The sequence below is a fragment of the Stenotrophomonas genospecies 3 genome (assembly GCF_054473855.1).
Genome location: NZ_JBTMUR010000001.1, coordinates 486,102 through 499,042 on the forward strand (window position 1 = coordinate 486,102; position 12,941 = coordinate 499,042).

12 protein-coding genes are annotated in these 12,941 nt (G+C 68.0%); 10 read left to right on the plus strand and 2 right to left on the minus strand.

All coding sequences use genetic code 11. The features are described from left to right. The first annotated feature begins 42 nt into the window (after positions 1 to 42). From ACX9OT_RS02195 to ACX9OT_RS02235, 9 genes are all read left to right on the plus strand, one after another. Positions 43 to 1,176 (plus strand): LysM peptidoglycan-binding domain-containing protein, encoded by a 1,134-nt coding sequence (locus ACX9OT_RS02195; protein WP_032128553.1) that lies wholly within the window; start codon positions 43 to 45, stop codon positions 1,174 to 1,176. Positions 1,177 to 1,305: 129 nt separating this feature from the next. Continuing rightward, positions 1,306 to 2,433 (plus strand): DNA-processing protein DprA, encoded by a 1,128-nt coding sequence (dprA, locus tag ACX9OT_RS02200; protein ID WP_049461965.1) that lies wholly within the window; start codon positions 1,306 to 1,308, stop codon positions 2,431 to 2,433. 43 nt (positions 2,434 to 2,476) lie between these two features. Continuing rightward, complete coding sequence (locus ACX9OT_RS02205; protein ID WP_005411195.1) at positions 2,477 to 2,950, plus strand: DUF494 family protein; 474 nt, start codon at positions 2,477 to 2,479, stop codon at positions 2,948 to 2,950. A 39-nt stretch (positions 2,951 to 2,989) separates the two neighbouring features. Next, positions 2,990 to 3,748, plus strand: a complete 759-nt coding sequence (locus ACX9OT_RS02210; protein WP_049461964.1) for a pilin — start codon at positions 2,990 to 2,992, stop codon at positions 3,746 to 3,748. Positions 3,749 to 3,797: 49 nt separating this feature from the next. Then, positions 3,798 to 4,730: an RDD family protein gene (locus tag ACX9OT_RS02215; RefSeq protein WP_049461963.1), complete on the plus strand. Its 933-nt coding sequence runs from the start codon at positions 3,798 to 3,800 to the stop codon at positions 4,728 to 4,730. A 193-nt stretch (positions 4,731 to 4,923) separates the two neighbouring features. Then, a complete protein-coding gene (locus tag ACX9OT_RS02220) occupies positions 4,924 to 7,410 on the plus strand; it encodes a DNA topoisomerase I (protein WP_049461962.1) in 2,487 nt (828 codons plus the stop codon). A gap of 147 nt (positions 7,411 to 7,557) precedes the next feature. Continuing rightward, on the plus strand, positions 7,558 to 8,148 hold the full coding sequence (locus tag ACX9OT_RS02225; RefSeq protein WP_019338925.1) for an L-threonylcarbamoyladenylate synthase type 1 TsaC: 591 nt from the start codon (positions 7,558 to 7,560) through the stop codon (positions 8,146 to 8,148). A gap of 43 nt (positions 8,149 to 8,191) precedes the next feature. Next, complete coding sequence (locus tag ACX9OT_RS02230) at positions 8,192 to 8,869, plus strand: DUF4124 domain-containing protein (protein ID WP_049401000.1); 678 nt, start codon at positions 8,192 to 8,194, stop codon at positions 8,867 to 8,869. A gap of 35 nt (positions 8,870 to 8,904) precedes the next feature. Next, the gene (locus ACX9OT_RS02235; protein ID WP_049461961.1) at positions 8,905 to 9,651 is read left to right on the plus strand and encodes a hypothetical protein; all 747 of its coding nucleotides are present in this window, start codon (positions 8,905 to 8,907) and stop codon (positions 9,649 to 9,651) included. Between the two features lie 93 nt (positions 9,652 to 9,744). Here the strand turns inward: ACX9OT_RS02235 and ACX9OT_RS02240 are convergent, their stop codons facing one another. After that, positions 9,745 to 10,521: an SDR family oxidoreductase gene (locus ACX9OT_RS02240; protein WP_049461960.1), complete on the minus strand. Its 777-nt coding sequence runs from the start codon at positions 10,519 to 10,521 to the stop codon at positions 9,745 to 9,747. A 111-nt stretch (positions 10,522 to 10,632) separates the two neighbouring features. Between ACX9OT_RS02240 and ACX9OT_RS02245 the strand changes: the two genes are divergently transcribed. Beyond that, positions 10,633 to 10,845 carry a hypothetical protein gene (locus ACX9OT_RS02245; RefSeq protein ID WP_049400999.1) on the plus strand — a complete coding sequence of 71 codons (213 nt, stop codon included), beginning with the start codon at positions 10,633 to 10,635 and terminating at the stop codon, positions 10,843 to 10,845. A gap of 73 nt (positions 10,846 to 10,918) precedes the next feature. Here ACX9OT_RS02245 and sppA read toward each other — a convergent pair whose 3' ends face one another. Further along, entirely contained in the window at positions 10,919 to 12,841 is a 1,923-nt protein-coding gene (gene sppA, locus ACX9OT_RS02250) for a signal peptide peptidase SppA (protein ID WP_049400998.1), read from the minus strand. Positions 12,842 to 12,941 lie beyond the last annotated feature (100 nt).

Sequence of the window (12,941 nt, forward strand, 5' to 3'; positions counted from 1 at the left end):
CTATAGTGCGCGGACCTGTTGGGGAATCAGGGCTTCACACCTATGTTGCTTCGTTTTCGTACGGTCGTCGCCGCGGCGATGCTGACCGTGGCTGCCTATGCTACCGCCGTGGAAGTGAATGGCGGGCACCCGGACACCTATGTGGTCCGAAAAGGGGATACGTTGTGGGATATCGCCGCACGTTTCCTGCAGAAGCCGTGGCTGTGGCCGGAGATCTGGCAGGCCAATCCGCAGATCGCCAATCCGCACCTGATCTATCCCGGTGACGTGCTCAGCCTGGCCTATCTGGACCGGGTGACCGTCGCTGCCAAGCCCGGCCCGCGCCAGGAAGCCCCGATCGATGCCATTCCGCTGGCCCAGGTCGAGCCGTTCCTGAAGCAGCTGAGCGTGGTCGACAGCATCGAGCAGCTACCCTACGTGGCCGGCCTGGAAGAAGAACGCCTGCGCGTCACCAGCGGCAGTGCGGTCTACGTGCGCCTGGCCGACGCCCAGCTGGGCCAGCGCTGGGCCGTGGTCCGCCCGACCGTGCGCTACGCCCAGCCCAAGCCGACCGAGGACCTGACCGCCAACGGCGACGTCACCCCCGGCAGCGGCAACCTGTGGCGGGCCTACAACGCCCCCAACCACCGCCGCGGCATACTCGGCTATGAGCTGGCCCAGGTCGCCACCGGCACCATCACCCATGTCGCCGGCGGCAAGGTCGAGGCGTCCACCCTGGTGCTGGACAAGAACGAAGGCGGCCGCGAGGTGCGTGCCGGCGACCGCCTGGTCCCGGTCGAGGCCAAGCCGTACGACCTGCAGTTCGTCCCCCATGTCCCGGCCGCCGGTGTCGAGGGCGTCGATGTGCGCGTGCTGGCCGTTACCGACATGTTCACCGCCGCTGGCCCGCGCGATGTGATCGCGATTTCCGCAGGTCGCGCACAGGGCGTGGACAACGGCACCGTGTTCTCGCTGTGGCGCCCGGGCCGCCACGTGGCGCACCGCATGAAGTACCCCACCTCGTCGCGCATGGACGATTCGCTCAGCACCGGCGCCGGCCGGGTTTCGCTGCCGGACGAATACGCCGCGCACGCCATGGTGTTCCGTACCTTCGACAACGTCAGCTACGCGCTGGTGATGCAGGGCGTGAAGCCGGTACGCGTGGGGTTCAACGCACTGCACCCGGACGCGAAGTAACCAGTCCCGGGTTGCCCGGCCACTGCAGGTAGTGCCGGCCGCTGGCCGGCAGGCACCTCCGGCAAAACCTGACAGCCACATGCGAAGGCGCCCTAGGGCGCCTTTGTTGTATGCGCTCGATAGTGGGGGATGACCAACCAAGCTGACGAGGCGCTGCTGCGCCTGTTGATGGCAGGCGGCGCGCTGGCGCCACGGCGGGCACTGCTGCAGGCCGCAGGCAGCGCGGAGATTGCGATCGCGCAGGGCGCCGCGAACTGGCGCGCGCACGGCTGCACGCCCGAGCAGTGCGCCGCGCTGGAACGCCCGGACACCCGGGCCTGGGCCGCGGCACGGCGCTGGCTGGAAGACGACAACCAGCACCTGCTGGCCTTCACCGATCCGGCATTCCCCCCGCCCCTGCTGGATGTCCCGAACCCACCCCTGGCGCTGTTCATCGCCGGCGACCCCAGCCTGGCCTGGCGCCCGTCGGTGGCGCTGGTCGGCAGCCGCTCGCCGACGCCGGGCGGACGCGCCCTGGCCGCCCGGTTTGCCGGCTGCTTCGTCGAAGCCGGGCTGGCGGTGACCAGCGGCCTGGCGGCAGGCATCGACGCGGCCGCCCACCAGGCCACGCTGGACGCCGGGGGCTGCACCGTGGCGGTGATCGGCACCGGCCCGGACCGGGCTTACCCGGACAGCCACGCCAGGCTGCAGGCCCGGATCGCCACCGAAGGCACGGTGCTCAGCGAGTACCTGCCGGGCACACCGGCACGCCCCGGTCACTTTCCAGCCCGCAACCGCCTGGTGGCCGGGCTGGCGCTGGCGACGGTGGTGGTCGAGGCCGCCCAGCGCTCCGGCGCATTGATCACCGCACGCCTGGCCGCCGAGGCCGGCCGCGAGGTCTGTGCCCTGCCCGGTTCGGTACTCAACCCACGCGCCGCGGGCTGCCACCGGTTGATACGCGAGGGTGCCGCACTGGTCGAGCGCCCGGAGGAGGTCCTTGAACTGCTGGCGCCCGCCCTTCGCCAGCAGCTGCCGGGCTTGCAATCACGGCTCGCCACCCCCACTGAACAGGCACCGCCGGTACTCCTGCCGGCGCGCTGGGCCGACGACCCTGACTACCAGTGCTTGTGGCGGGCCCTGGACCACAACCCAAGCGGTATGGATTCACTGATCACGCGCTGTGGATTGACGGCGCCCCAGGTGTCCTCCATGCTGCTGGCCATGGAACTGGCGGGAATCGTGGTGTGCGTACACGGCCGCTACTGTCGAACTCCCTAGTTTCTTCACCTCCACAGCGTCGCGCGACGCAGGCCGAGGGGCAATGAAAGAGAGCATCCTGGACGTACTGCTGTACCTGTTTGAACACTATTTCAGCGAAGATGCGGACCTGATCCGTGACCGCGATTCGCTCCAGAACGGCCTGATCCAGGCCGGTTTCAGCCCAACCGAGATCAACAAGGCATTCGACTGGCTCGATGCCCTGGCCGCGCAGCGGCCGAGCGTGGCCCAGGCACGGGTCGATGGCCCCGTGCGCGTCTACCACGGCCCCGAACTGGACAAGCTGGACGTGGAATGCCGTGGTTTCCTGCTGTACCTGGAACAGCACGGCATCCTCGACGCCGACCAGCGCGAGCTGGTGCTGGACCGGGCCATGGCCCTGGACCAGGACGAACTGGACCTGGACGACCTGAAGTGGGTCGTGCTGATGGTGCTGTTCAACCAGCCCGGCTCCGAGGCGGCGTACGCCTGGATGGAGACGCAGATGTTCATGGACGAGCCAGAACCCCTGCACTGACCGTACACTTGGGGGCATAGCGCATTCAGGAGCGTCCCCGTGAGCGAGTGGTTCCATGCAGAAGGCAACCGGCAGCAGGGTCCGCTGCCGGCGGAACAGTTGGTCGAGTTGTTCCGCAACAACCAGATCTCCCTGGACACCCTGGTCTGGCGCGACGGCCTGCCGCAATGGCAGCCGTTGCGCACCGTGGTCGACGAACTCGGCCTGATCGTGCCGGCGCTGGACGCTGCCGCACCGCCGGTGGAACCCGAGCCCGATCCGGAACCGGTGGCACCGCCTCCGCCGCAGCCGCCGGTACTGCCGCCGTCCACGCCCTACACCACCAGTGCATCGGCCACCGCCCTGCCGGCGCCGAAGAAGAAGCTGTCCGGCTGCGCCCTGACCGCCATCATCGGCGGCGGCCTGCTGCTGGTGCTGGTCCCGATCGTGGCCATCCTGGCTGCCATCGCGCTGCCCGCCTACAACGACTACACCGTGCGCAGCAAAGTCGCCAGCGCCGTGGCCGCGCTGCAGCCGCTGAAGGACCAGGTGCAGCATTTCGCCGATGACGAAGGCCGCTGCCCGGGTGCCAATGACGCCGGCTTCCCGGCCCCGGGCGACTTCGCCAACGCGGGCCTGTCGGCGGTGAACATCGGCCGCTTCAACAACGGTCACTGCGGCATCGAAGCAACGCTGGCGGTACCAGGCAAGGGCATCGACGGCGACCTGCTGTGGCTGGAATACGATCGCGACAGCGGCCGCTGGGAATGCAGTGGCGAAAGCAACGACAAGTACCTGCCGCCGACGTGCCGCGGCTGAGCCACGCGCACGCCAGCACCTCCAAGGATGATTCAACAGGGAACATGCAATGACTGAGTGGTACTACGCCGAAGGACAGCAACGCCAGGGCCCGCTGCCGGTCCAGGAGATCCGCCAGCGCTTCCAGCGCGGCCAGTTGAACCTGGACACCCTGGTCTGGCGCGAGGGCATGGCCCAGTGGGCTGCACTGCGCCAGGTGGTCGACGAGCTCGGCCTGCAGACCCTGGCCGATGCCAGCACCGCCACCGGCAGTGGCGGCTTCGACCTGCGTGGCGACTATGCCGCGATCGACAACGGTACGGCGCCACTGCCTGGCACCGGCGCGCTCAGCAGTTCGCCCTACAGCGCCCCTGCGGCGCTCGGCGGCGGCGGCCATGCCCAGCCGGTGATGGGCGGCGAAGTGGTCTACGCGGGCTTCTGGAAGCGCGTGGCGGCCTACATGATCGACTACTTCGTGCTGGCCATCCCCGGCGGCATCATCGGCGCCATCCTCGGTGTGGCGCTTGGTGCCAGCATGGGTGCGGTGGGCAGCGGCGAATCGGCCATCGAAATCGTGGCCCAGCTGGCCAGTGCCCTGATCAACCTGGCCATCGGCATGGCGTACTACACCTGGTTCCATGCCTCGCAGGGCGGTGCCACGCTGGGCAAGATGGCGGTCGGCATCAAGGTCGTGCGCAGCAATGGCGAGCGCCTGACCAAGGCCCGCGCATTTGGTCGCTACTGGGCCGCGGTGCTCAGCACCTTCACCCTCGGCATCGGTTTCCTGATGGCCGCCTTCACCGAGCGCAAGCAGGGCCTGCACGACATGATCTGCGACACCCTGGTGGTCGACCGCTGGGCCTACACCGACCAGCCGCAGCTGCAGCGCCGGGAGCTGGGCACGGTGACCGTGCTGGTGCTCGTACTGACCGGCCTGCTGTCGCTGGTGGGCCTGGCGCTCATGGTGTTCGCGGTTGGCTTCATCGCCAAGATGGCCTCATGAACGGCCATCCTCACGCCTGGCTGCTTGACATGGGCTGGCCGGGCGTGATTCCTCTAATAAGGTGAAACCTGAACGCCCGGCACATTACCGGGCGTTCAGTTTATGGATTTGCCCGTGGCCGCTTCACTAATGCGGCCGTTTGCTCCACCCTAGCGGCCCCTCTCCCCCGGTCCGCCCACAGACCTTTCCTGACATGCCCAAGCACCTGCTCATCGTCGAATCGCCGGCCAAGGCCAAGACGATCAACAAATACCTCGGCAAGGACTACACGGTCCTGGCCTCGTATGGGCACGTGCGCGACCTGATCCCGAAGGAAGGCGCAGTCGACCCGGACAACGGGTTCGCCATGCACTACGACGTGATCGACAAGAACGAAAAGCATGTCGATGCGATCGCCAAGGCCGCCAAGGGCGCCGACGACATCCTGCTGGCGACCGACCCGGATCGCGAGGGTGAAGCGATCAGCTGGCACATCGCCGAGATCCTGAAGGAACGCGGGCTGGTCAAGGACAAGCCGATGCAGCGCGTGGTGTTCACCGAGATCACCCCGCGCGCCATCAAGGAAGCGATCAGCCAGCCGCGCGCGATCGCCAGCGACCTGGTCGACGCCCAGCAGGCGCGCCGCGCGCTGGATTACCTGGTCGGTTTCAACCTGTCGCCGGTGCTGTGGCGCAAGGTCCAGCGCGGCCTGTCCGCCGGCCGCGTGCAGAGCCCGGCGCTGCGCATGATCGTCGAGCGCGAGGAAGAGATCGAAGCCTTCATCGCCCGCGAATACTGGTCGATCGCCGCCGAGTGCGCGCACCCGTCGCAGCACTTCAACGCCAAGCTGATCAAGCTGGACGGGCAGAAGTTCGAACAGTTCACCATCACCGACGGCGACACCGCCGAGGCCGCCCGCCTGCGCATCCAGCAGGCCGCGCAGGGCTCGCTGCATGTCACCGATGTGGCCAGCAAGGAGCGCAAGCGCCGCCCGGCGCCGCCGTTCACCACCTCCACCCTGCAGCAGGAAGCCTCGCGCAAGCTCGGCTTCACCACCCGCAAGACCATGCAGGTGGCGCAGAAGCTGTATGAAGGCGTGGCGATCGGTGACGAAGGCACCGTCGGCCTGATCTCGTACATGCGTACCGACTCGGTGAACCTGTCGCAGGACGCGCTGGCCGAGATCCGCGACGTGATCGCCCGCGACTACGGCATCGCCTCGCTGCCGGACCAGCCGAACACCTACCAGACCAAGTCGAAGAACGCCCAGGAAGCGCACGAAGCGGTGCGCCCGACCTCGGCGCTGCGCACGCCTGCGCAGGTGGCGCGCTACCTGACCGATGACGAGCGCAAGCTGTACGAGCTGATCTGGAAGCGTGCGGTGGCCTGCCAGATGATTCCGGCCACCCTCAACACCGTCAGCGTCGATCTGTCCGCCGGCAGCGAACACGTGTTCCGCGCCAGCGGCACCACCGTGGTGGTGCCCGGCTTCCTGGCCGTGTACGAAGAAGGCAAGGACAACAAGAGCGCCGAAGACGAGGACGAAGGCCGCAAGCTGCCGGCGATGAAGCCCGGCGACCGCGTGCCGCTGGAACGCATCCAGGCCGAACAGCATTTCACCCAGCCGCCGCCGCGCTACACCGAAGCGGCGCTGGTGAAGGCGCTGGAAGAGTACGGCATCGGCCGTCCCTCGACCTACGCCTCGATCATCCAGACCCTGCTGTTCCGCAAGTACGTGGAAATGGAAGGCCGCAGCTTCCGCCCGTCCGACGTCGGCCGCGCGGTGTCCAAGTTCCTGTCCAGCCACTTCACCCGGTACGTGGACTACGACTTCACCGCCAAGCTGGAAGACGAGCTCGACGCCGTCTCGCGTGGCGAAGAAGAGTGGATCCCGCTGATGGCCCGCTTCTGGGAGCCGTTCAAGGAGCTGGTGGAAGACAAGAAGGAATCGGTCGACCGTGCCGAGGCCAGTGGCGCGCGCGAGCTCGGCACCGACCCCAAGACCGGCAAGCCGGTCAGCGTGCGCCTGGGCCGCTTCGGGCCCTATGCGGCCATCGGCAGCACCGCCGAGGACGCCGAGGAGAAGCCGAAGTTCGCCTCGCTGCGCCCCGGCCAGTCGATGCACACCATCTCCCTGGAAGACGCGCTGGAACTGTTCCTGATGCCACGCGCGCTGGGTGAGGACAAGGGCGAGCCGGTCAGCGTCGGCATCGGCCGCTTCGGCCCGTTCGCCAAGCGCGGCAGCACCTATGCCTCGCTGAAGAAGGAAGACGACCCGTACACCATCGACCTGGCCCGCGCCGTGTTCCTCGTCGAAGAGAAGGAAGAGATCGCGCGCAACCGGATCATCAAGGAGTTCGAGGGCAGCGACATCCAGGTGCTGAACGGCCGTTTCGGCCCGTACATCAGCGACGGCAAGATGAACGGCAAGATCCCCAAGGATCGCGAGCCGGCCTCGCTTACCCTGGCCGAAGTGCAGCAGCTGATGGAAGAAACCGGCAAGCCGGTGCGCAAGGGCTTCGGCGCCAAGAAGGCTGCCGCGAAGAAGGCCCCGGCAAAGAAGGCCGCGGTGAAGAAGGAAGCGGCGCCGAAGAAGGCCGCTGCAAAGAAAGCGCCTGCCAAGAAGGCCCCGGCAAAGAAAGCGGTGAAGAAGGCTGCTGCGAAGAAAGCCTCGGCGAAGAAGGCCGCTGCAAAGAAGTAGATCCACGCCATGCGTGGATGAGGGTCAAGGTGTGCGGACTAACGGTCCGCACCCACCATAAGCAGTCATTACCTACCGCTGATGCCGGCCAGCGGCCGGCACTACCGTGTGCCAGGGTCCACCCCTTCTGCACGCGGCAGGGGGATAATGAAGGCCCACGCCGGGCCGGTCGCCGCCATGAAAGAACTCACCCTGGACTCTGCTGTCGCCACGCTCCGCGCGGGCGGCGTGATCGCCTACCCGACCGAAGCGGTCTGGGGCCTGGGCTGTGATCCCTCGCACGAAGCTGCGGTGCACATGGTGCTGCGGCTGAAGCAGCGCCCGATCGAGAAAGGCATGATCCTGGTCGCGGCCGAACTGGCGCAGCTGGAAGGCTGGGTGCGACTGCAGGCGCTGCCCGACGCCCGCCAGCGCGCGGTGCTGGCCAGCTGGCCCGGTGCCAACACCTGGATCCTGCCTGCCGGCCCGCGCGCGCAGCCCTGGGTCACCGGCGAACACAGCGGTATCGCGGTGCGCATCAGCGCGCACCCGCTGGTGGCCGAACTCTGCCGCGCCTGGGGCGGCCCGCTGGTCTCCACCAGTGCCAACCTGGCCGGCGAACCACCAGCGCGCAGCCGCGAAGAACTGGACCCGCGCCTGCTGCGCCTGCTCGACGGCATCCTCGATGGGCAGACCGGCGGCCTGGCCCAGCCCACCCCGATCCGCGACGCGCTCAGCGGCAACGTGCTGCGCTCCTGAGCCGGCGATTGCGCTGCTGCGGACAATCACGCACCCTGCCGCCATGACCCTGCTGCGCGCCACCTTGAGCCTGTGCCTGCTGCTGCCGTGGACGGCACCCGCGGCCGAGGACGTGCGTGTCTACCGCTGCGTTGCCAGCAACGGTGCCGTCGCCCTGCAGGACAGGCCGTGCAACAGCGGCCGCCAGCAGGTGCGCGACCTGCAGCGCCCGCGCGATCCCGCTCCACGGGTGGTGCGCAGTGATGCCACGCCTCCGCCGCCCAGCGAAACCCCGGTCATCCGCGAGCGCGAAGTCCGCCACGTCTACATCCAGCCGCCGCAGCCGATGTACGAGTGCGTGAGCGAGGACGGACGGCGCTATACCAGCGACAACAACGAAGGCAATCCGCGCTGGGTGCCACTGTGGACCAGTGTCTGGCTGCCGCACGGCCATCGTGGTCCAGCCTATCCCGGACCACGCCCGGCCATCGGCACGCCGATCGGCGAAGGCACGGGTTATCGCCGCCCCTCGATCGGCATGGACGTGCAGGTGCCGGCCGGCAGCGTGCTGGTCCGCGACAGCTGCCATGCGTTGCCACCACAGGAAGTCTGCGCACGGCTGAGTGACCGCCGCTGGGAGCTGGATCGCCGTTACAACAGCGCGCTGCAGAGTGAACGCACCGCCATCAGCAACGAACAGCGCGGTATCGATGCGCGCCTGTCGCGCGATTGCGAACGCTGAGCGCAGCACGCCGTCGCAGCCTGTACGCTGTGCGCATGAACCGAGTGATCTGGCTGCTCCTGGTGCTGCTGCCCGGAAGCGCGTTGGCCGAAGAGGGCGTGATCTACCGCTGTACCTCCAGCAGCAGTGACGTCCCTACCCTGCAGCGCACGCCGTGCGCCACCGGCAGCAAGCAGCAGGTGCTGCGCATCCCCGACCCGGCCAACTCGCAGGCGGCCGCCGCTGCGCCTGTAGCCGCCGAACCTGCATCCGCGCCCGTTGAAACACCCGCGCCGGTGCCGGCCGGACCGGCTGTTGCCCCTGCGGCCCCAGCAAAACCGCGACGCGCGGACGAAGGACGCACGATCATGGAAGCAGGCATGGTCGAACACGCAGGAGACGACCAGATCCTCGACAGCGCGACGCTGCGCCGCGATGCCGAGGCCCGCGCCGCCGCAGGTGACGGTCCACCGAAGCCGCCGCTTCCTCCGATCTTCCAGTGCACCGACAGCCAGGGCGGCGGCTACCTGTACGAGTACGAAGCCGCGCCCGGCCGCTGCGAGCTGATGACGGTACAGGGCCTTGGCGGAGTGACGCCGGTGAATGCCGCCAGCTGTGAAGTGGTGCGCGACCACTGCGAAGCGCTTCCCGAAGCGCAGCGCTGCGGTGGTTGGCAGCAGCGCTTCCGCGATGCCCGCGGCCGTGAGCGCTTCGCCGCGCCGGAGAACCGCGATACCGTGCGCGGTGAACGCGAACGGCTGCAGGGCGTGCTGGAGGCCAGCAACTGCCCGGTACCGGGGTGACAGCCACCGGTAGTGCCGGCCGCTGGCCGGCAACCACAGGATCTGCAGATGATTGCAGTTGCCGGCCAGCGGTCGGCACTACCTGCTGAAAGATCAGAACCCGTAGCGCAGGAAACCGCCGTCCACCGCGATGCACTCGCCGGTCACATAGCCGGCCGCCGGCAGGCACAGGAAGCCCACGGCTGCGGCCACTTCCTCCGGCTCGCCGATACGACGCATCGGCGTGCGGTTGATCACTTCCTCGTAGTAGTCCGGGTCCGCCAACGGACCGGACGTGCGCCGCGTGCGGATGTACCACGGCGCCACCGCGTTGACCCGGATGCCATCCTCGGCCCACTCGACGGCCAGGTTGCGGGTCATCTGATGCATCGCCGCCTTGGTCATGCCGTAGACCACGCCGCTGCGCACATGGGTCAGGCCGGACACGCTGCCGACGTTGACGATGGATGACGACGCGTGGCGTGCCAGCAACGGATGTGCATAGCGCGACAGCTCGAAGGCCGAGAACAGGTTGGTCTCGAAGATCTTCCGCCATTCGTCCTCGGAATACTCCGTGGCCGCCTTGGTGACATTGCCGCCGGCGTTGTTGACCAGGATGTGCAGGCCATCACTATGGTCCTCCACCCAGTCCAGGATCTGGCGGCGGTCCTCGTCGTCTGAGACATCGGCGGCCAGCGCATGCACCTGCATCTGCGGATACACGTCCAGCAGTTCGTCGCGCGCGGTCTCCAGCATGTCGATATCACGGCCGACGATCATCAGATCGGCGCCGAAGCCAGCCAGTTCATGCGCGATGGCCAGGCCGATGCCGGCGCTGGCGCCGGTGATCAGGGCGGTCTGGCCGTCCAGGCGCCACCGTTGCTGGGTCATGTGTTCTCCCGGGCCGCGCCCGCTGTGTTTCGATGCGGCAAGGATACGCGCTCACGGCCGCCCCCTGCCGAGGATGCGACACTGCCCGCACGCCCATCACGGAGTGCCGCCATGCGCATCCTGATCCTGTCCACGTCCCTGCTGGCCACCGCGCTGCTGGCGGGCTGCCAGCGCCCACCGGCGCCGAACCCGGAAAAGCCACCGGTGCCCCGGGCGATGTCGCGCGCAATCAACGAACCGCTGGACCGCGCCAAGGGCGTGCAGAAGACCGTGGACGATGCCGCCGCGCGTGAGCGCAAGGCGGAAGCCGACGCGACGCAGTAACCCCGCAGACGAAAACGCCCGGCCGAGGCCGGGCGCTTCCAGTAGATCCACGCCGTGCGTGGATGGCCTCCGATCAGAACCCGCAGAAGCAGTACGCCAGCGCCTTCACCGGCGTGCCGTTGCCCTTCTCGCGGGCCGCGTTCTCGACAAATCGCAGCTGCGTATCCACTTCGGGCATCGTGCGCGCCAGCACCATCCGCGCCATGCCCGAGTCGGACAGCATCCAGGCACCTGCACGGCTGCCGGCGAAACCGCTGACGAACTGCGCGAACGGCGTTGCCGCCTTCTCGATGTAACGCACGCGGTAGGCATCAGCCTTGCCCAGCTTGGCGCGGCTGGCGGCATCGGCCACCGCATCCTTCAGGCCACCGAAGGCATCGACCAGGCCACGTTCCTTGGCCTGCGCACCGCTCCACACGCGTCCACGGGCCACTTCGTCGACGGCCTCGACCGGCTTCTTGCGGGCGTCGGCGACGCGACCGGTGAAGTCGGCGTAACCCTTGTTGATCACCGACTGGATGACCTGGCCCACGGCCGGATCCATCGGGCGGGTGACATCGAACGCACCGGCGAAACGGGTGGTGCCGACACCGTCGGTGTGCACGCCGATCTTGTCCAGCGCGCGGCTGAAGTTCGGCACCATGCCGAAGATGCCGATCGAACCGGTGATGGTCGACGGATCGGCATAGATGCGATCGGCATTCATGCTGATCCAGTAGCCACCGGAGGCGGCCAGGTCGCCCATCGACACCACCACCGGCTTGCCGGCGGCCTGCAGGGCCACCACTTCGCGGCGGATCTGCTCGGAGGCGAACACTTCACCACCCGGCGAATCCACGCGCAGCACCACGGCCTTCACGTTCTCGTCGTCACGCGCGGCACGCAGCAGCGCCGAGGTCGATTCGCCACCGATGCGGCCGGCCGGCAGGTCGCCACCGCTGATTTCGCCGGCAGCCACCACCACCGCCACCTGCGGACGGCTGTCGACCGGGTTGCGGCGCGCATCGAGCTGGCCCAGGTAGGAGCCGAAGTCGATGTTGCGGAAACCACCGTCGGCATCGTCGTCAGCCACGCCGCGCTCGATCATCAGATCCTCGAATTCCTCGCGGGTCTTCAGCGACGTCACCAGCTTCTGCTGCAGGGCGAACTTGGCCAGGTCACCACCGGCAGCGGCGATGCCTTCCGGCAGCGTGTCGATGCCGGCAGCCAGCTGTGCCGGATCCAGGCGGCGGGCCTTGGCGATGTCGCCCAGGTAGCGCTGCCACACGTCGTTCATCCAGAACAGGTCAGCTTCCTTGGAGGCCGGCGAAGCGGCGTCGAGCACGTAGGGTTCGGCGGCGGACTTGTACTCGCCCACCTTGAACAGGTGCACGTCCACACCCAGCTTGTCCTGCAGGCCGGTGCGGAAGTACTGGCGATAGCGGCCCAGGCCCTCGAGCACCACCGACCCCATCGGGTCCAGGTAGACCTCGTCGGCCTGTGCGGCCAGCAGGTACTGCGACTGGCCCATGCTCTCGCTGTAGGCCACCAGCTGCTTGCCGGACGCACGCAGGTCCTGCAGTGCCGCGGCCACTTCACGCAGCGAAGCGAAGCCCGACGGCTGCAGCTTGTCCAGCTCCAGCACCACGCGCTCGATCTTCTTGTCTTCCTTGGCCGACTCGATCACCCGCAGCAGGTCGCGCAGCTGGATCTCTTCGGCACCGTTGTCGCCCACCGCCTTGGCCAGCGCGCGGCTGACCGGGTCAGCGCTGAACTGCTCGACCAGGCGGCCTTCCGGCGCGATCACCAGGGTCGTGCGGTCCTGCAGCGATTTGCTGGCACCGGCGCCCATGCCGGCGGCGATGACGAACATCACCAGCAGCAGGAACAGCAGGCCGAAGAACACCAGGTTGAGGATCAACCGGCGGGTGAAGTTCATGACGTCCCACAGCCCGATGAAGAAACTGGCGACGGGGTTGCGACGCGCCGGGGGCAGCGGGGGCACGGGTTGATTCATGGAACGCTCCGGATGGCTTCTTGCCGTGGTGCCAGCATAGCCGGTGCCGTGTGATGCGGCATCGGACACAAGTCAGGGGATCGCCCGCCATGGGTCGGCA